18 protein-coding genes and 1 tRNA gene are annotated in these 18,687 nt (G+C 44.5%); all 19 read right to left on the bottom strand.

All coding sequences use genetic code 11. From position 1 onward, the window contains the following. Positions 1-6: 6 nt before the first annotated feature. A complete protein-coding gene (gene nusA, locus Q0230_RS16425) occupies positions 7-1,497 on the bottom strand; it encodes a transcription termination factor NusA (protein ID WP_298611605.1) in 1,491 nt (496 codons plus the stop codon). Further along, on the bottom strand, positions 1,494-1,982 hold the full coding sequence (gene rimP, locus Q0230_RS16420; RefSeq protein WP_298611602.1) for a ribosome maturation factor RimP: 489 nt from the start codon (positions 1,980-1,982) through the stop codon (positions 1,494-1,496). Before rimP ends, nusA begins: the two co-directional genes overlap by 4 nt. Before the next feature lie 63 nt (positions 1,983-2,045). Next, positions 2,046-2,122, bottom strand: a tRNA-Met gene (locus Q0230_RS16415). Positions 2,123-2,193: 71 nt separating this feature from the next. Then, entirely contained in the window at positions 2,194-2,484 is a 291-nt protein-coding gene (locus Q0230_RS16410) for a DUF2818 family protein (RefSeq protein ID WP_298611599.1), read from the bottom strand. Beyond that, entirely contained in the window at positions 2,481-3,932 is a 1,452-nt protein-coding gene (gene nuoN / locus Q0230_RS16405) for an NADH-quinone oxidoreductase subunit NuoN (protein ID WP_298611596.1), read from the bottom strand. Before nuoN ends, Q0230_RS16410 begins: the two co-directional genes overlap by 4 nt. After that, positions 3,929-5,482 (bottom strand): NuoM family protein, encoded by a 1,554-nt coding sequence (locus Q0230_RS16400; RefSeq protein ID WP_298611593.1) that lies wholly within the window; start codon positions 5,480-5,482, stop codon positions 3,929-3,931. The genes nuoN and Q0230_RS16400 overlap by 4 nt, the downstream gene beginning before the upstream one ends. A gap of 32 nt (positions 5,483-5,514) precedes the next feature. Then, positions 5,515-7,539, bottom strand: a complete 2,025-nt coding sequence (gene nuoL / locus Q0230_RS16395; RefSeq protein WP_298611590.1) for an NADH-quinone oxidoreductase subunit L — start codon at positions 7,537-7,539, stop codon at positions 5,515-5,517. Positions 7,540-7,541: 2 nt separating this feature from the next. Then, positions 7,542-7,847 (bottom strand): NADH-quinone oxidoreductase subunit NuoK, encoded by a 306-nt coding sequence (gene nuoK / locus Q0230_RS16390; protein WP_298611587.1) that lies wholly within the window; start codon positions 7,845-7,847, stop codon positions 7,542-7,544. A gap of 28 nt (positions 7,848-7,875) precedes the next feature. Continuing rightward, a complete protein-coding gene (locus tag Q0230_RS16385) occupies positions 7,876-8,475 on the bottom strand; it encodes an NADH-quinone oxidoreductase subunit J (protein WP_298611584.1) in 600 nt (199 codons plus the stop codon). 15 nt (positions 8,476-8,490) lie between these two features. Further along, the gene (gene nuoI / locus Q0230_RS16380; protein ID WP_298611581.1) at positions 8,491-8,997 is read right to left on the bottom strand and encodes an NADH-quinone oxidoreductase subunit NuoI; all 507 of its coding nucleotides are present in this window, start codon (positions 8,995-8,997) and stop codon (positions 8,491-8,493) included. Positions 8,998-9,008: 11 nt separating this feature from the next. After that, positions 9,009-10,073: an NADH-quinone oxidoreductase subunit NuoH gene (gene nuoH / locus Q0230_RS16375; RefSeq protein ID WP_298611578.1), complete on the bottom strand. Its 1,065-nt coding sequence runs from the start codon at positions 10,071-10,073 to the stop codon at positions 9,009-9,011. 3 nt (positions 10,074-10,076) lie between these two features. After that, positions 10,077-12,434: an NADH-quinone oxidoreductase subunit NuoG gene (gene nuoG / locus Q0230_RS16370; RefSeq protein ID WP_298611576.1), complete on the bottom strand. Its 2,358-nt coding sequence runs from the start codon at positions 12,432-12,434 to the stop codon at positions 10,077-10,079. Continuing rightward, positions 12,431-13,729 (bottom strand): NADH-quinone oxidoreductase subunit NuoF, encoded by a 1,299-nt coding sequence (nuoF, locus tag Q0230_RS16365; RefSeq protein WP_298611573.1) that lies wholly within the window; start codon positions 13,727-13,729, stop codon positions 12,431-12,433. The genes nuoG and nuoF overlap by 4 nt, the downstream gene beginning before the upstream one ends. A gap of 2 nt (positions 13,730-13,731) precedes the next feature. Next, the gene (gene nuoE / locus Q0230_RS16360; RefSeq protein WP_298611570.1) at positions 13,732-14,244 is read right to left on the bottom strand and encodes an NADH-quinone oxidoreductase subunit NuoE; all 513 of its coding nucleotides are present in this window, start codon (positions 14,242-14,244) and stop codon (positions 13,732-13,734) included. Beyond that, positions 14,244-15,497: an NADH-quinone oxidoreductase subunit D gene (locus tag Q0230_RS16355; RefSeq protein ID WP_298611567.1), complete on the bottom strand. Its 1,254-nt coding sequence runs from the start codon at positions 15,495-15,497 to the stop codon at positions 14,244-14,246. Before Q0230_RS16355 ends, nuoE begins: the two co-directional genes overlap by 1 nt. Then, the gene (locus tag Q0230_RS16350; RefSeq protein ID WP_298611563.1) at positions 15,497-16,219 is read right to left on the bottom strand and encodes an NADH-quinone oxidoreductase subunit C; all 723 of its coding nucleotides are present in this window, start codon (positions 16,217-16,219) and stop codon (positions 15,497-15,499) included. The genes Q0230_RS16355 and Q0230_RS16350 overlap by 1 nt, the downstream gene beginning before the upstream one ends. Beyond that, complete coding sequence (locus Q0230_RS16345) at positions 16,216-16,701, bottom strand: NADH-quinone oxidoreductase subunit B family protein (RefSeq protein WP_298611560.1); 486 nt, start codon at positions 16,699-16,701, stop codon at positions 16,216-16,218. The genes Q0230_RS16350 and Q0230_RS16345 overlap by 4 nt, the downstream gene beginning before the upstream one ends. After that, positions 16,692-17,048, bottom strand: coding sequence for an NADH-quinone oxidoreductase subunit A (gene ndhC, locus Q0230_RS16340; protein WP_298611557.1), 357 nt, complete (start codon positions 17,046-17,048; stop codon positions 16,692-16,694). Before ndhC ends, Q0230_RS16345 begins: the two co-directional genes overlap by 10 nt. Positions 17,049-17,385: 337 nt before the next feature. Next, complete coding sequence (gene sbmA / locus Q0230_RS16335; RefSeq protein ID WP_298611554.1) at positions 17,386-18,678, bottom strand: peptide antibiotic transporter SbmA; 1,293 nt, start codon at positions 18,676-18,678, stop codon at positions 17,386-17,388. Positions 18,679-18,687 lie beyond the last annotated feature (9 nt).

Here is an 18,687-nt window from a genome sequence, read left to right as displayed (position 1 = left end):
GTTGAGTTAGGCCGACTCGCTGTCCTTAAACCAAGGCTCACGCGCAGTCATAATTAATTGAGCAGCACGACTTTCATCCATACCCTCAATCTCTAATAATTCATCGACCGATTGCTCGGCTAAATCTTCCATAGTACGGACACCTTTTTCTGCGAGCTTATACGCCAACTCTTTGTCCATACCTTTCATGGTGAGTAAATCATCCGCTGGGATCGGCGTATCTTTAGCAATTGCTTCGGTTAGCAAGGCAGTACGTGCACGTTCCCGCAACTCATTGACGATTTCCTCATCAAACGCTTCAATTTCTAAAAACTCTTCACGAGGGACATAAGCAACTTCTTCTAAGGTCGAGAATCCTTCTTCGACTAAAATGATCGCAACTTCTTCATCCACATCCAGTCGATTAATGAACAGCTCTAAAATCGCCTGTTGCTCAGCCTCGGTTTTCGCCTCAGCTTCTTCCACACTCATGACATTTAAAGTCCAGCCCGTTAACTCACTAGCCAAACGTACATTTTGCCCACCTTTACCAATGGCCTGGGAAAGCTTGTCCTTATCAACCCCAATATCCATGGTTTTTTTATCTTCATCGACTACAATCGATAAGACCTCTGCAGGAGCCATCGCATTCATCACATAAGTGGCGATGTCATCATTCCACAGCACAATATCAACCCGTTCACCATTTAACTCAGTGGTGACTGTCTGAATACGCGAACCACGCATTCCAACGCAAGCTCCAACCGGATCAATGTTCGGCAGATTAGCACGCACGGCTACTTTAGCGCGTGAACCGGGATCACGAGCAGCTCCCATAATATCAATCATCTCTTGATTGATTTCAGGAACTTCAAGTTTCATCAGTTCAATCAAGAAACTAACATCACTACGGCTCACAATAATTTGTGGACCCCGTTGCTCTTGACGAATTTCTTTCAGATAGCCGCGCATGCGCGCGCTATTATGCACCATTTCACGCGGAATCATCTCTTCTCTCGGAATTAAAGCTTCAGCATTATCGCCTAAATCCAAGAACACACCTTTGCGATCGACACGTTTCACTGTGCCCATGATTAGCTGACCGACTTTATCACGATAGCTAGACACTAATTTCTCACGCTCAGCTTCACGTACTTTAGCCACAATCACTTGCTTAGCGGTTTGTGCAGCAATCCGTCCAAATTCTACCGACTCAATTTTTTCTTCAATATATTCGCCAACTTGAGCACTCAAACCACGATTCTGTGCATAACTCAATAAAATTTGACGCTCCGGGCTTTCGAAATTTGGATCCTCATCATCCACTACTAACCAGCGACGATAAGTATCATAATCACCCGTATTACGATTGACAGCGACACGAACATCCATATGCATGCCAAAACGCTTACGAGTCGCCATAGCTAAAGCGGTTTCGACCGCTTCAAAAATTAAAGTTTTGCCGACATTTTTTTCGTTGGAAACTGCATCAACAACGTAGAGGATTTCTTTATTCATGAATGCGCACCGCTCCTTTTTCCTTTCTTAGGCGTTGTTTTCATTTCATAGACCAAGCGACCCCGATCAATCACTGCATACGGGATTTCGCAGCTCCCATCCTCTAGCTCCAGCGTAATAGCTTCAGTAGTGGCTTCACGCAGCACACCTACAAAATTACGGCGTGCCTGTACTGGTAATTGCGTCCGAACTTTGAGTTTTTCGCCGATATAGCGTTGATACTGCTCTGGGGTGAATAATACTCGATCCACTCCAGGCGAAGAGACTTCCAACACATAAGCGACTGGAATTAAATCTTCTACATCTAAAGCCGCACCTAGCTGGTTGCTAACTTTTCCACAATCATCGACAGTAATACCATTCAGTGAATCGATAAAAATGCGCAATAAAGCACTTTCCGCATAAGGGCGGTATTCAAAACCCCACACTTCATAGCCAAGACCTGTGACCGTGGTGTGGATCAGCGCATTTAAACGTTCTTGCATAGTAACCGTTAGAGCTATTTTACGAGGTAATAAAAAAGCCCCATAAAGGGGCTTTTATATGTTTGGTAGCGGGGGCAGGATTTGAACCTACGACCTTCGGGTTATGAGCCCGACGAGCTGCCAGACTGCTCCACCCCGCATCAGAGGTTGTGAACTATAGAGACTTTCAGGAGCAGATGCAAGCTCTAATTTAAAAATAACTAAAATAGTTTTAACGAATATGACGATAAACAAAACCAGGGAATGCAAACACCATAAACAAGGCTACAGTGACTGCATAAAACTCCCAATCTTGCGCATGATTACTCCCCATCACGCGCTGCTCTAGCAAATAGCCAAAACCACCCACCACAAAGTACAAAACTAGCCACTCAAACAAACGAATCCAAGCCGACTTTTTTGCACACTGCAGTACAAAGAAACAACGCTCATTCAGCCAAGGCAAATTAGCCAAAGCTATTGCAACCGCTAAATAAATCCATTGATAAGATTGCAAGCTCATAAACGGCTCGCGATTAAAGCTAAATCACAAATACTCATGAGCACGCCCGGGAACACGCCTAAGAGAATCATGAGTAAACCATTCGCACTTACCAATACACGAATATCCATATCTGCTTCAATCGGCGGTTGATCATTAGGCTTATCAAAGTACATGACCTTAATAATCCGCAAATAATAGAAGGCACCCACTACTGACATGACCACCATAAATACAGCAGCCCAAACAAACTTGGCTTGGACAACAGCCTCAATCACCGCGAATTTCGCATAGAAGCCAGCTGTTGGGGGAATGCCTGCCATAGAAAAAAGCATTAAGAGGAACATTAACGCAAACCAAGGATGACGACTGCTTAAACCTTTTAAATCTTCTAGCTGGGCGACTTCATAACCCTTGCGGCCTAATAAAATCAGCATCGCAAACGCTCCAGCCGACATCATCGCATAGAGTAAAATATAGAACATCGCCGCACTATGCCCCACATGGGTGTTCATCACTATCCCCATCAGCATAAAGCCCATATGAGAAATAGCAGAGTAAGCAAACAGCCGCTTTAAATTATTTTGTGCCAGTGCTAAAACATTACCTAAACCAATCGACAAAAGCGCTAACAAAATAAGCATCTGTGACCAAGCACTTTGAGCTGGCTCTAGCGCTTCAGCCATTAAGCGAACGACTAAGGCAAATACGGCTATTTTAGGAGCACTACTTAAGAATAAAGTCACAGCGGTCGGTGTGCCTTGATACACATCAGGTAGCCACATATGGAAAGGCACTACCCCTAATTTGAAGGCCAAGCCTGCGACAATAAAGGTCAAGGCAAACATTAAAGGTAAATTGGTGGCAATATCAGGTTGATTCGTAAAATACTCACGAATCGTATTCAGCTCTAAAGAACCACTAATCCCATAGAGCATCGACATCCCATAGAGAAGAAAGCCTGAAGCTACTGCGCCCAGTACGAAATATTTAATAGCCGCTTCAGTCGCTTGGGCATCATCGCGACGCATCGCTACTAAAGCATACAGTGATAAAGACAGTAGTTCTAAGCCCAGATACAGCACTAATAAATGATAACCAGAGACCATAATTAGCATCCCTAAAATAGCCGTCATCCCTAGTACAAAGAACTCGCCCCGCCACATATCTTGATCACGTAGATATTTACGTGCACAAGCAAACGCCAAAATAGACACCAATAGAATGGCTATTTTCAGGACACCAGCCATTTCATCGACCATATACATGCCATCGAGGCCAACTGTTTTATCAGGACGATTAAAAAAAGAGCTGTACACCAATAAAATAGTGGTGAGCAAAGAGGCTTGCGCAGCTAAATAAGTAATTACCCGCGATTCTTTACCTAAAAACAAGTCCAGCAATAAAACTACACAGAGGGCAGCTAATAAGAAAATTTCGGGACGAGCAATTTCAAAAGCGGCCATCATGAACTCCCCTTTACTACAGGCATCAGGTCTGATGGCGACACAATCATCATCCACTCTCGAATCGAGCCTTCCATTAATCGAGTTAGTGGCTCAGGCCACCAACCCAGCCATAAAACCGCAAGCGCTAAAACCGCCAAAATAACAAACTCTCGACGGTTCAAATCACTTAATTTATTCACTTCGCTACTATTAACTTCACCAAAGAGCACGCGCTTAACCACCCATAAGGTATAAGCAGCACCTAAAATTAGGATGGTTGCAGCGATAAAGGCTACCCAAAAATGTGCCTTAGCACTGGCTAAAATTACAAAAAACTCACCGACAAAACCTGAAGTACCCGGTAAGCCCACATTTGCCATCGCAAACAGCATAAAGAAAGCTGCAAATACTGGCATACGGGTGGTAATACCTTGATACGCACTGATCTCAACTGTCTGCATACGCTCGAACAGCATACCAATCGCAAGGAATAAAGCACCTGCTACAAAACCATGCGATACCATTTGCACCATTGCACCTTGCACCGCTAATACACTGCCACTCACATTGGCATCAACGAAAGCTAAGCCTTGTAATTTGAATACCAAGAAAAAACCGAGAGTGACAAACCCCATATGTGCAACCGATGAGTAGGCTACCAACTTTTTCAAATTGGATTGCACCAAAGCAATCAAGCTCATATACACAATTGCGACTAGCGAGAGACTCACTACTAATAAAGCCCAGTCATGCGAGGCTTCAGGCACAATCGGCATCGCTAAGCGGTAAAATGCATAGCCGCCGACCTTGACGCTGATCGCAGCCAACATTACTGAGCCACCGGTTGGAGCTTGCGAATAAGCTTCAGGCAACCAAGTATGCAAAGGCCATAAGGGTACTTTGACCCCAAAAGCGACTAAGAAAGATAAGAATACGAGTAACTGCGCATTTTCACTCAAGTTAGTGAGTGCATATAAATCAGGTAAGAAGAAACTGCCATTGCTGGTCTGGGTGTAAAGATAAATTAAACTGACCAGTAAAAAGACTGAACCTGCAAAGGTATAAATAAAATACTTAATCGTGGCATGAATACGTTGTGGCCCACCCCATACTCCTAAAATCAGGAATAAAGGAATCAACATACCTTCAAAGAACACATAGAACAGCAAAGCATCACGTGCCATGAATACGCCATTGACCAAACCTTCCATGATTAGGAAAGCAGCCATGTATTGAGCAACCCGTTCTTTAACAGAATCCCAAGAAGCTGCTAAGACCAACAAAGTCATGAAGGTATTGAGCAGGATTAAAGCAATCGAAACCCCATCCACTCCCAAGTCATAATTGACATGCACCCCTAGTGCATCAATCCACTTAAAGGTTTCAGTGAATTGCATCGTGCCAGCAGCTGCATCATAGGCAAAATACAGCGGTAAGCTGATTAGGAAACTTATTGCCGCCACCAATAAAGCGGCTTGACGTGCACCATAACGATCACCGACGATGAGCACACCAAAGCCACCCATGATTGGCAGCCAAATCAGAAAACTAAGGATTGGCCATTCCATCATAAATCACTATCTCTCATTATGTTCCGCCAACCCTAGGCTGATCTCAAGGCTAACAAAATCCAGCCCAGCATTAATGCTAAGCCCACCACCATTGCAAAGGCATAGTGATAGACATAACCAGTTTGCACCTTACGTGCCCAACCCGCACTCCATCCAATCACCCGCCCTACACCATTTACTAACAGACCATCAATAATCAGACGATCAATAAAGCTCCAGAGGCTAGTTCCTAAATACACTAAGCCATTTGCAAAAAACTTCTGATTAAAGCTATCAGCATAGTATTTGTTATCCAGTAAGCGATAGAGCCAAGGCAATTTGTCATGCGCTTTATCAGCCACACTATCGTCTTTAATATAAACCCACCAAGCCAAACCAATCCCAGCCAACGCTAACCAGAATGGCAAAGACAATAAGCCATGTCCGATAAAGCTAAAAATGCCATGGTAGCCTTCGCGCAGGGTGGCAATCGCATCATGCCGCTCTGCAACCATGATGGTGGTGACGTCACGCATCCCTTCGCTGGCATTTTGTGCGGGCAATAAAACTTGCGAAAAATAATCACCCATCACTATAGGGCCAACGAAGAAACCAGCAATAACGGTAGGAATTGCTAATAAAATTAGTGGCACAGTGATAACTTTGGGTGACTCTTTCAGATGTAATAAAGTCTCGTCATCCATACGCTCATCGCCGTGGAAAACCATGAAAATCATTCTAAAGGTATAGAAAGCTGTGATAGTGACACCTAATAACACCAGTACATAAGCATAACCTGCAGCAGACAATTCCGAATGATGCACCGCTTCAATAATCAGGTCTTTAGAGAAGAAGCCCGAGAACACTGGAATCCCGCATAAGGCTAAAGCACCCATTACTGCTGTCCAATAAGTCACTGGCATATGGCGACGCAGGCCACCCATTTTGCGCATATCTTGCTCATGATGCATGGCTACAATCACCGAGCCTGCTGCTAAGAACAATAAAGCCTTAAAGAACGCATGGGTCATCAAATGAAAGATAGCGGCTGAATAAGCAGACGCACCTAAAGCGACGGTCATATAACCCAATTGAGACAAGGTAGAATAAGCAACAACACGCTTAATATCTGTTTGTACAATCGCAATCAAACCCATGAAGAAAGCAGTAGTAGCACCAATCACCAGAATGAAATTCAGCACCATATCAGACTGTTCATAAATGGGTGACATCCGCGCTACTAAGAAGATACCGGCAGTAACCATCGTAGCTGCATGGATCAAAGCTGAAATAGGTGTTGGGCCTTCCATTGAATCAGGTAGCCACACATGCAAGGGTACTTGTGCAGATTTACCCATTGCACCAATGAATAATAAGAGTGCGATTAGATCTTGATGGCTTAAGCCTAAAGCTTGAGTAATCGGGTCTAAAGGCAAATCACCTTTGCCACCCACCACAGAAACCTCTAAGCGGTCAAAGACTTGGATATAATCTAAGGAGTTAGCGTAAATCAGAACAACTGCAATACCTAGAATAAAACCAAAATCACCAATTCGATTCACAATGAAGGCTTTCATACTGGCATAAGCAGCGGTTTCCTTGTTATACCAAAAGCCAATCAATAAATAAGAAACTAAACCAACTAGCTCCCAGCCAAAGAATAATTGCAGGAAGTTATTACTCATCACCAATAACAGCATGGCGAAAGTAAACAAGGAAATATAACTAAAGAAACGGGTATAGCCCGGATCATCGTGCATATAGCCAATGGTATAAATGTGTACCATCAAAGAAACAAAAGTCACCACTACCATCATTAGTACAGACAGGTTATCGATCAAGAAACCAAACTGCATTTTGATGCTATCAACCTCTGCCCAGAGGTAGACATTCTCATTTAGAATCACACTATCTAAAGCTACTGCTTTGAAGACAAAGAGTGAAAGTAAGAAAGATAAAGCGACTGAACCTGTTGTAAGCCGATGCGACCACGTTTTACCTAGCTTATGCCCGAATAAACCTGCCACAATAGAAGCGAGCAGAGGGGCAATAACAATGAGTACTAATATAAAACTCATACTTACCCCTTTAAGCTATGCAGATCTTCGACATTAATCGAACGTCGATTACGGAAAATCGTCACTAGAATGGCTAAGCCAATGGCTGATTCAGCAGCAGCTACAGTCAAAATGAAAAAGACAAACACTTGTCCATCTAAGTTATTCATGAAATGCGAGAAGGCAACAAAGTTTAAATTCACTGAGAGCAGCAATAACTCAATGCACATCAACAAAATCAAAATATTTTTCCGATTCAGGAAAATACCAGCAACACTAATCGCGAACAGCAAGGCTGACACAATCAAGTAATGGGTCAAGGTTATCACTACACAAAACTCCCGTTACTGTTCATGATTACTCACTCTTCATCTTCACTAAACGCACACGATCTTCACGTTTAACGCGCACTTGCTGCTCAATATCTTGAGTCTTCGCAGGTTGATCAGTCGCAACGCGCTTACGTAAAGTCAGAAGAATCGCTGCAATGACTGCAACTAACAGCACCACAGCAGCAATTTCAAAAGGATATAAATAATGTGTGTAGAGCAACTCACCAAGTGCTTCAGCATTATTAAAATCAGCAGGTGACTCAGCGGCTAGATAACGTTCACTGTCAAAATTAGAACGTTGCAAGACCATAATCATTTCTAGAGCCACCATTCCCGCTACCCCCAAACCAATGGGTAGATAGCGAATAAAGCCTTCGCGCTCAACGATTTTCAAATCTAGCATCATAATAATAAACAAGAACAGCACCATGACCGCGCCGACATAAACCAGAATTAAAGCAATTGCTAAGAACTCCGCTTCCATCAGCAACCATAGAGCAGTCATCGTGAAGAAAGCTAAAATTAAACTTAAGGCCGAATACACCGGATTACGCACTACCACCACACCAATCGCAGCGAGAAGCAACACAGCGGTAAACCAATAAAACAAAATCTGCTCAAACATTATCTCGTCACTCCGTTAGCGGTAAGGGGCATCTGCCGCTTTCATCCGAGCGATTTCAGGTTCATATTTATCACCGATCGCTAACAGCTTTTGCTTGTTGATAATGTTCTCTCCACGATTTTCAAAGTGATACTCGAAGAGACTCGTTTCTACAATGGCATCGACTGGGCAGGCTTCTTCGCAGAAACCGCAATAAATGCACTTAAACATATCAATGTCATAACGCGTAGTGCGCCGAGTTCCATCAGGCCGTTCTTCTAGCTCGATTTTAATCGCTAATGCTGGGCAAACCGCTTCACATAATTTGCAGGCAATGCAACGCTCTTCACCATTTGGATAGCGGCGCAAAGCATGATGTCCACGGAAACGGGGCGATAAAGGTGTCTTCTCTTCTGGGTATTGAATGGTGATTTTATTGCGGTCGAGTAAGTATTTACCCGTCACACGCATCCCCTTCAATAACTCATTTAAAGAGAAGGTTTTCCAATAATGTTTTAAGCTGTCTTTCAAAGGAATACCCATTTTCAGACTCCTTACAGCCAAGGCTGCCAGCCAAGGGCGACAGCGATAATTTCAAAGAAAATCCAAACAAAAGTGACCGGAATTAATACTTTCCAGCCCAAACGCATAATCTGGTCATAGCGATAGCGTGGGAAAGTCGCACGGAACCAGAGATAAAGTAATAAGAAAAAGGCGATTTTCAGAGCTAACCAGTGAATGCCATTCCCAAAGAACAAACCAATCACCGGAATATTGATTAAGAAATCTAAACCTTGGAAGGGTGAAAGCCAACCACCTAAAAACATGATCGAGGTTAAAGCCGAAATCATGATCATATTCGCGTATTCAGCTAAGAAGAACAGCGCGAAGGCAATCCCAGAATACTCCACATGGAAACCAGCAACGATTTCAGACTCACCCTCAGCCACATCGAAGGGCGCACGGTTGGTTTCAGCTACACCGGAAATGAAATAAACAATGAACAAACCAAACAACGGCCATGCAAACCACGAGAAAATACTGCCGGATTGTGCATGGACAATGTCATTTAAATTCAAACTATTAGAGGCAATCAATACCCCACCTAACGCAAAACCCATCGCAATTTCATACGACACCATTTGCGCACCAATGCGCATAGCACTCAGCATGGAGTATTTTGAGTTGGAAGCCCAACCGGCAATAATAATCCCATAAACACCTAACGAGGACAGTGCCAGAATAAATAGCAATCCTGCATTAATATCTGCTAAGACCATATTTTCTGAGAATGGAATCACCACCCAAGCTGAAAAAGCGGGTGCTAAAGCTAAAATGGGTGCTAGTAGAAATAAATAACGATCTGATTTAGTTGGAATAATGACTTCTTTCAGCAGAAGCTTAACCGTATCAGCAAAGGGTTGTAATAAACCCCTTGGTCCTACTCGGTTTGGCCCCATTCGTCCTTGCATAAAACCAATAACTTTACGCTCAGCATACGTCGTATAAGCCACTGTCAAAATCAACGGAATAACGACTGCTACAATTTGCAGCAGGATAACAATCACAGTGCGTAAAACTTCGGGAATCGCATACCATAGTGAGCTAATAAACTCCATCGCTTAACCCTTATCGACCATGATTGAACCAAACGCAGACCCTAAAGCACGCGCTGCCTCAGTTGCTGACTGCACCCATACGCAACCCTCTGGCACTGCCTCGTCCGCTTCCGCTGGTAATTGCACATAGCTATCACCCTGCCCTAAACGCACTAAATCACCCACCGTAATGCCTAAGCGATCCATATCAGCACTATGCATACGCACGGCTGGCGAAGCTAACATAGCTTGCAACGATTTAGCGCGACGTACTAAAGCATCGGTACGATAGATCGGAACATCGCCAATCCGCTGCATGGTATTCGCAGCTTGCTTAGTAACCATTAAACTATCGGGCAATTGCCCCATCGCCGTTAATGGCACCGCTTGTAGCTCTAACTTTAGCTCAGCAATAATTTCGCTAGTTTCGACATAATCGAAATCTGGCAAATTTAAAGCATTGCCTAAGACCCGTAAAACCTTCCACAGTGGGCGCACTTCGCCAGGAGGTGTGACTACACCTTTGAAAGACTGCCATAAACCCTCCGCATTAATCAGCGTGCCTGAGGTTTCAACAAAGGTCGAAGTTGGCAACAGCACGGTCGCATAGTCACGTGCTTGCGTATCTGCGAATGGCGCAAACACAATCACATGCTTAGCAGCACGCAAAGCCTTGAGTGTTTGCTGAGGATTAGCAAAATCATCTAGCTCAGCATTCATTAGAACGACTGTAGTCAGATTTTTGTCGCTTAGAGCCGCATTTACATGCAAACCTGGCTCTGCAACAGCTTTGCCTGCTAAACCACGATGAGGTAACACACCGACAAGGTTAGCGGCAAGACTATTCGCTTCCGGTAAATAACCGAGTTTAGCCCCAGTTACTTGCGCTAAAACGCTGGCTAGACTACGTAAACTAGAGAAAGCAGAATGTTGTACAGCCATCTGCCCAAGCAGAATCAGAGAATTTGGAGCTTTGAAAAGCTCAACTTGACTGCGGGCAGTGTCGCTAACTTCTACATTAGCGAGTAAATCAGCCAGTGCAGTGGGCACAGTTTGATTAGCAGCCTCTAAAGCAGCTTTAACTAAGACTGCAAGCTCGGTCACCATCGCTAAGGGCGCAGCCACAATCTGCTCAGCAGCGTAGTTGAAAGCGAGTTTACGAGGTGTTAAAGCTAAAATCCTTGCCCCTGCCAAGCTGGCTTTCCGAATCCGATGGTTCAGCATTGGTTGATCATGGCGCGGGTTCGCACCAATCAGGAAAATTGCTTGCTGCTGTTCTAAGTCAGTGAAGCTAACCCCTAAACCAGAGGCTACTGGCACAAAGGATTGATCACTAAAGTCCACTTGACGTAAACGATGATCAATATTCTTGATATTCAGACCACGCAGCAGTTTTTGAAAAAGGAAAAACTCCTCTAAAGTGGAGCTTGAGCCTGCAAAAGCTGTTACGTTAAACGCTAATTGTTTACGTAGAATGCCAGAAACACTCTCTAAAGCCTCTTGCCAGCTAACTTCTTTCCAGTGGCCATCACGCTTAATCTGTGGCTTTAATAAACGGTCTTGGCTTTGCAAGCCTTCGTAGCTGAAGCGATCCCGATCTGAAATCCAGCATTCGTTAATCGCTTCATTTTCCCGTGGGACAACCCGCACCACTTTGCCACGCGCTGTATGCACATGAATATTTGAGCCTACGCAATCGTGTGGAGCAATGCTGTCATACGACCGCATTTCCCAAGGACGTGCTGTGTAACGTGAAGGTTTAGCCGTTAAAGCGCCCACTGGGCAAACATCGATCACGTTACCTGATAGTTCAGAGGTCACCGCTTTAGCGACATAAGTGCCGATTTCGGTATATTGACTACGCCCGGTGGCGCCTAACTCACGCAGCCCCGCAATTTCCTCACCAAAGCGCACACAACGGGTGCAATGAATACAGCGTGTCATCGCCGTTTCGATTAGCGGACCAATATCTTTATCACGCACCACCCGTTTGATTTCGACATACTCAGACGAACTATTGCCAAAACCAACGGACAAATCTTGTAGCTCACACTCACCACCTTGATCGCAAATCGGGCAATCTAGAGGATGATTAATGAGTAAAAACTCCATCACATCTTTCTGTGCAGCACGCGCCTTGGGGGAATTGGTCCAAACTTTCATACCTGCCATGATAGGTGTGGCACAAGCTGGCATCGGCTTAGGTGCTTTTTCAACTTCAACTAAGCACATCCGACAGTTAGCTGCGACGGACAGCTTTTTGTGATAACAGAAACGAGGAACCGTAATGCCAGCAGCATCAGTGGCAGCGATCAACATACTGCCAGGACGTGCTTGCAGCGTTTGCCCATTGACTTCAAAGCTGACTAATTCATCACTCATGCTGCCCCCTTCATTGCAGGAGCATCCACCATACTACGGCCGTATTGCACATAGTGTTCAAACTCAGGGCGGAAATGCTTAATAAAACTCCAAACTGGCATGGCAGCCGCATCACCTAAAGCACAAATGGTGCGCCCTTCAATCTTATGTGATACCACTTCAAGACGCTCAATATCCGCCATGGTGCCTTTGCCTTCGATAATGCGCGTGAGCATCCGATACAACCAGCCTGTACCTTCACGACACGGTGTACACTGGCCACAAGACTCAAAATGATAAAAACGTGATAAGCGTTGCAGCACCTTCACCATATCCGTGGTTTCGTCCATCACGATCACAGCGCCTGAGCCTAGCATCGATCCACCTTTAGAGATCGAGTCATAGTCCATATTCAGCTCTAACATAGTCTCTGCAGGCACAACGGGCACAGAAGAACCACCCGGAATGACTGCCTTTAGCTTGTGCCCCTGACGAACACCACCCGCCATTTCTAATAACTCACGGAAAGGTGTACCCAATCCAATCTCAAAATTACCTGGGTTATTCACATGGCCTGAAACTGAAAATAGCTTTTCACCACCTGCGTTTTTCACCCCTAAACTTGCAAACCAGTCACCGCCATTGCGCAGAATCGTTGGCACAGAAGAGAGGGTTTCAACATTATTAATCGTGGTAGGGCGACCATATAAACCAAAACTAGCTGGGAACGGTGGCTTAAAGCGTGGCTGACCTTTTTTCCCTTCTAAGGATTCCAGTAAAGCCGTTTCTTCACCACAAATATAAGCACCTGCGCCTAAAGAGCCATAGATATCAACATCAATCCCACTGCCAAGAATATTTTTACCCAGTAAACCGGCTGTATAAGCTTCACGCACCGCCTGCTCAAAACGCAGGAAAGGCTCATCCATAAACTCGCCACGCATATAGTTATAGGCAACGGTTGCACCAATGCAGTAAGCACCGATCGCCATCCCTTCTACTAAAGCATGCGGATTGAAACGCAAAATATCCCGATCTTTACAAGTCCCTGGCTCAGACTCATCCCCATTACAGACTAAATACTTTTGCCCAGGCATGTTGCGTGGCATAAAACTCCACTTCATACCGGTTGGGAAACCTGCCCCACCGCGCCCACGCAAACCGGATTTTTTTAGCTCATCAATCACTTCCGTTTGAGGTGTTTGGTTAGCAAGAATCTTTTTCCAAGCCTCATAACCACCAATCTTCAAATAGTTTTCATAAGTATGCGATTGGTCGCCAAACTGACGGGTATTAAAACAAACTTGATTGGCCATGCTTACTCCAATCCATCAAGGATGCTATCCACCTTTTCAGGGGTCAGCTCCGTGTAATAAACGTGATCTACTTGCATCATCGGAGCACCACAGCAAGCGGCTAAGCACTCCTCCTCACGTTTGAGATAAAATTTGCGATCAGGTGTAGACTCACCTAAGCGCACACCCAGCTTTTTTTCGATATGAGACAGAATATCATCCGCCCCATTCAACATGCAGGAGATATTGGTACACACAGAAATACTATGGCGAGCAGCAGCACGCTCATCCGTCTCAAAAATTGAATAGAAACTCGCTACTTCATAGACAGCAATCGGCGGCAAACCTAAATAAGCAGCCACCGCATCCATTTTTGGCACGGATAAATAATGATCTTCGTGCATCACTGCACGCAGTGCGCCTAACAATGCTGATTGACGTTGCTCAGCTGGATAACGCGCTAACCAGCTATCAATTTCAGCCCGTTCATGAGCAGATAAAACGGTAGCTTTATCTGAAGTATCTGCAACCGTCATTAACGGTCTACCTCCCCGAAGACGATATCTTGGGAACCAATAATCGCCACAACATCCGACAACATATGTCCACGCGCCATTTCATTCATCCCGGACAAATGCGCAAAACCGGGGGCACGAATTTTTAAGCGATAGGGCTTATTCGCACCATCTGAAACTAAGTAACAAGCAAACTCCCCCTTAGGATGCTCAATCGCTGCATAAGCTTCACCTGCTGGCAAACAATAGCCTTCAGTCATGAGCTTAAAATGATGAATGAGCGCCTCCATATCATGCTTCATATCTGCACGTTTAGGAGGAGTCACTTTGTGATTATCTGAACGCACTGGCCCTGGGTGATGACGTAGCCAATCAATACATTGCTTAATAATGCGATTTGATTGACGAAACTCCTCAATCCGTACCAGATAGCGATCATAGGAATCACCATTGGTACCAACCGGAATATCAAAGTCAACTTGCGAATAGGCTGCATAGGGTTGCTTTTTACGCAAATCCCATTCAACTCCAGAGCCACGCAACATTGGACCAGTAAAGCCCATTTGCAAAGCCCGTTCAGGAGAAACTACGCCTACACCGACTAAACGCTGTTTCCAAATTCGATTATCGGTGAGCAAGGTTTCATACTCATCCACCTTACTTGGAAAGCGATTGGTAAAATCTTCCAGGAAGTCCAACAAACTACCTTGGCGGTTGGCGTTTTGGCGTTTAACCTCAGCCTCATCGCGCCAGCGCGTTTTTTCGTACTGTGGCATACTATCAGGCAAATCCCGATTGACACCACCAGGACGATAATAAGTAGCGTGTAAACGTGCACCGGATACTGCCTCATAGGCATCCATTAAATCTTCACGCTCACGGAAAGCATACAGGAACATCGTCATCGCACCGACGTCGAGGCTGTGACCTGCAATCCAGAGTAAGTGATTGAGAATACGCGTAATCTCATCAAACATCGTGCGAATATACTGCGCACGAATCGGCACTTCGATGCCTAAAAGCTTTTCAATCGCCAGTACATAACCATGCTCATTACACATCATGGATACATAATCTAAGCGATCCATGTAACCAATGCTTTGATTATAAGGCTTACTTTCAACGAGCTTTTCAGTCCCACGATGCAATAAGCCAATGTGAGGATCAGCCCGCACAATCATCTCACCATCCATCTCTAAGACCAGACGCAACACACCATGCGCAGCTGGGTGAGCTGGACCGAAGTTCAGTGTAAAGTTACGAATCTCTGGCATCAGTTATCGCGCTCCTGCGAAGCAATAGAAGGCTGATCTTGGCGAATAACCCGTGGAACTGTTGGTTGAGTCACTATAGATACTGGCTGATAAATAACACGCTTTTGCAGTGGGTCATAACGCATTTCAACTTGACCAGCCAAAGGAAAATCTTTACGTAAGGGATGACCGATAAAACCATAATCCGTCAAAATACGGCGTAAGTCAGGATGATAATTGAACATAATCCCAAACAAATCAAAGGCTTCACGCTCATACCAATTAGCGGAGTTCCAAATACGCACTACTGAAGGCACCACAGGATAGGCATTATCTTCGCAGAAAGTACGCAAGCGAATCCGCAGGTTACGTTTAATTGATAAGAGATGCAGAACGACGGCAAAACGTTTCCCAGCTTCGACCTCACTAGGCTCGTCTTTAAGCTTGGCTTGGTCAAAATCGAAAGGGTCAACACTAGCTGCTTGCACCGCACGACTAAAGCCAGTGGAACTAGCATGGGTATCCCACTCAGCCTTGCCATAAGCAATATAGTCTACCCCACATAAATCAGACAATTGCTCAAATTGAGTCTGCTCATCATGGCGCAAGAAATTGCATACATCTAACCAGCTACGTACCGGAATTTCTAAGGTCAATTCACCCAACGCTAAAACGCTGGAAGTAAACTTCCCTTCAAGATGTGTATTTAGATAAGCTTGTAGCTCTTCGATTTTTGAACTCATGATAGCTGCCGTGCAATCGTGCTAGTGCGCCGGATTTTATTCTGCAATTGCAAAATACCGTAAATCAAAGCTTCAGCAGTAGGTGGACAACCGGGAACATAAATATCAACCGGCACTACTCGATCACAACCGCGCATGACTGCATACGAATCGTGATAATAACCACCACCGTTCGCACAAGATCCCATAGAAATGACCCAACGTGGTTCAGCCATTTGGTCATACACTTTACGTAAAGCGGGAGCCATTTTATTAGTAAGCGTACCTGCAACAATCATTACATCGGATTGCCGAGGGCTTGGACGGAAAATAATCCCAAAACGATCAAGATCATACCGATCACCACCCGCTTGCATCATTTCTACTGCACAGCAAGCCAAACCAAAAGTTACAGGCCACATAGAGCCAGTACGCGCCCAGTTGATGAGTTTATCAGCGGTTGTGGTTACAAAGCCTTTATCAAGGATACCTTCTATTCCCACTCCATTGCCCCCTTTTTCCACTCGTAGATGAAGCCAATCCCTAGAATTCCAAGGAAGACACACATGGCTATCAGACCCGCAGTACCTATTTTATCTAGTACTATAGCCCAAGAGAAGAGATAGGCAATTTCCAAGTCAAAGATGATAAATAGGATCGCAACTAAGTAATAGCGAATATCGAAACGGATACGAGCATCTTCAAAAGCTTCGAAACCGCATTCAAATGGAGAATCCTTTGCTGGATCAGGACGACGTGGCCCCACTAATAAACCTAAGGACAGAAGTACGACGGCAAGGCCAATACCGACCGCAAGAAATATAAATACTGGCAAATAGGCTTGCAACATTGCTGACTCCTGACAACTTCCCAGCCTTGCGCTGCTTAATTATTGCTTAACACTCACCTTATTTCTGGTTTTGTGTACTGCAGCAGAACTATATAGAAGGAATGACCAAAAGACTACCCCATAAGAAATATATGTATGCAGTCTGCAAAATTATCCAGTTGGGTACTTTACAAATTTATTTTTCTTGTCCTTACATCCTGTGACAAGAAACCAAACACTTGAGTCTTAAATTAGCTCAGTACCGCACATTTAGCAGCTACAAGACTGGGGAAGGCTGATACTTTTTTGCAGCTCTTGCCCAAATTTGTGGGCAAGAACTTAAGATAAATTCCAACGCTTAAGAAGTGATTTGATTTGAGTCTGGCAACTTCTGCTCTGAAACTTGCTCGATACTAGGTAGTGGCTGATTAGCAATCGCTAGTTCGAAGGCTTTTAAACGTTTGTAGATCGATAGTAGTTCAACAATTGTTGTCCATGAGTTTACCAAATATTGGAAAGACTCCTGTACCCGGCCAAACGCACGCAAGATTTGTTGCATTACGCCTAGGGTAAAGCCTCCAGCAATAATGGTTGGGCCAAGTGCGATATAAGGTACTAACACGCCAACTTGTAAATAACTATAACGTGCTACATTAAAATACAAATAGTTGAAGTAAAGACGGAAATAGTTTTTACGTACATCGCTAAATAAATCTTTAATGACGGGTGGACTAGCACGATTTGAATTATCTTCACCGTAGACTAACTCTTTACGATAGGCAGCTTCGACACGTTGGTTTTTAAACTCTAAACCAGGTAAGCGTATCCCCACCAAAGCCAGCAAGCCAGTTCCGAAAATCGACCAAATAAGAGCCACCCACACGAGAGCATGCGCAATTTCACCAACTACGGGTAAAGCCTTCACATGTACAGACAAAGCCCATAAAATTGGTAGGAAAGCGATCAAAGTCATCACCGAGTCAACCAAACTCACTCCTAAGCTTTCCATAATACTTGAAAAGCGCATCGTATCTTCTTGCACACGCTGAGAAGCACCCTCAATATGCCGTACCCGTGACCACATGCCGGTATAATAATCATTCATAGCGGTACGCCAACGGAAAATCCAATGACTAACAAAAAAGCGGGTAAACACGGATAAGGTTACTGCTACTAAAGCAATTTTCCCAAAGGTTAGGAGCTGCCCATAATAATCTTCAGCTGTAATACTATTCGGTTTGCCTAGGGCTTGTTGGATAGAGTCATAAAAACCGCCGAACCAATCATTAATCATCACATCCAAATGTACTTGGAACCAAGTTACAAAGATGATTAGAGCAGTACCTAACACTGACCAACGCGCCCATTTATGCGGCGAAATGTACATCCACACGCCGACAAAGAGCGCGTAGCAATAAAACATATATTGATAAAACCAGAAGTCAGCCCCCGGATTGACTGCTGGTTCAGTAGCGGTAGTGCCCTCAGCAGGCGGTGCTGCTAAGACATAATCATAACCAAATAGACCACCGAAACTTAAATGCTGGCCTAAGGTCTCACCAAAGAAAAACCAAGTGAGTACGCAAACTAGCGACCACAGCGCAAAGCTCCAAAAAAACAATTTGGGGTTCGGGAAAAAAGACTTAAACATGCAGATGCT

It is taken from the genome of uncultured Thiothrix sp. (genome assembly GCF_937876535.1).
GTDB lineage: Bacteria > Pseudomonadota > Gammaproteobacteria > Thiotrichales > Thiotrichaceae > Thiolinea.
Note: the sequence above shows the minus strand (reverse complement) of the source record. Positions and strands in the feature narration are given on the sequence as shown.

What these genes read in the sequence shown, in the direction of transcription:
- nuoH (WP_298611578.1), bottom strand. Translation starts at nt 10,073, where the DNA reads ATGGAGTTTATTAGCTCACTATGGTATGCGATTCCCGAAGTTTTACGC.
- Q0230_RS16355 (WP_298611567.1), bottom strand. Translation starts at nt 15,497, where the DNA reads ATGCCAGAGATTCGTAACTTTACACTGAACTTCGGTCCAGCTCACCCA.
- Q0230_RS16400 (WP_298611593.1), bottom strand. Translation starts at nt 5,482, where the DNA reads ATGATGGAATGGCCAATCCTTAGTTTTCTGATTTGGCTGCCAATCATG.
- rimP (WP_298611602.1), bottom strand. Translation starts at nt 1,982, where the DNA reads ATGCAAGAACGTTTAAATGCGCTGATCCACACCACGGTCACAGGTCTT.
- nuoG (WP_298611576.1), bottom strand. Translation starts at nt 12,434, where the DNA reads ATGAGTGATGAATTAGTCAGCTTTGAAGTCAATGGGCAAACGCTGCAA.
- nuoI (WP_298611581.1), bottom strand. Translation starts at nt 8,997, where the DNA reads ATGGGTATTCCTTTGAAAGACAGCTTAAAACATTATTGGAAAACCTTC.
- nusA (WP_298611605.1), bottom strand. Translation starts at nt 1,497, where the DNA reads ATGAATAAAGAAATCCTCTACGTTGTTGATGCAGTTTCCAACGAAAAA.
- Q0230_RS16350 (WP_298611563.1), bottom strand. Translation starts at nt 16,219, where the DNA reads ATGAGTTCAAAAATCGAAGAGCTACAAGCTTATCTAAATACACATCTT.
- Q0230_RS16385 (WP_298611584.1), bottom strand. Translation starts at nt 8,475, where the DNA reads ATGTTTGAGCAGATTTTGTTTTATTGGTTTACCGCTGTGTTGCTTCTC.
- nuoF (WP_298611573.1), bottom strand. Translation starts at nt 13,729, where the DNA reads ATGGCCAATCAAGTTTGTTTTAATACCCGTCAGTTTGGCGACCAATCG.
- sbmA (WP_298611554.1), bottom strand. Translation starts at nt 18,678, where the DNA reads ATGTTTAAGTCTTTTTTCCCGAACCCCAAATTGTTTTTTTGGAGCTTT.
- nuoL (WP_298611590.1), bottom strand. Translation starts at nt 7,539, where the DNA reads ATGAGTTTTATATTAGTACTCATTGTTATTGCCCCTCTGCTCGCTTCT.
- ndhC (WP_298611557.1), bottom strand. Translation starts at nt 17,048, where the DNA reads ATGTTGCAAGCCTATTTGCCAGTATTTATATTTCTTGCGGTCGGTATT.
- nuoN (WP_298611596.1), bottom strand. Translation starts at nt 3,932, where the DNA reads ATGATGGCCGCTTTTGAAATTGCTCGTCCCGAAATTTTCTTATTAGCT.
- Q0230_RS16410 (WP_298611599.1), bottom strand. Translation starts at nt 2,484, where the DNA reads ATGAGCTTGCAATCTTATCAATGGATTTATTTAGCGGTTGCAATAGCT.
- nuoE (WP_298611570.1), bottom strand. Translation starts at nt 14,244, where the DNA reads ATGACGGTTGCAGATACTTCAGATAAAGCTACCGTTTTATCTGCTCAT.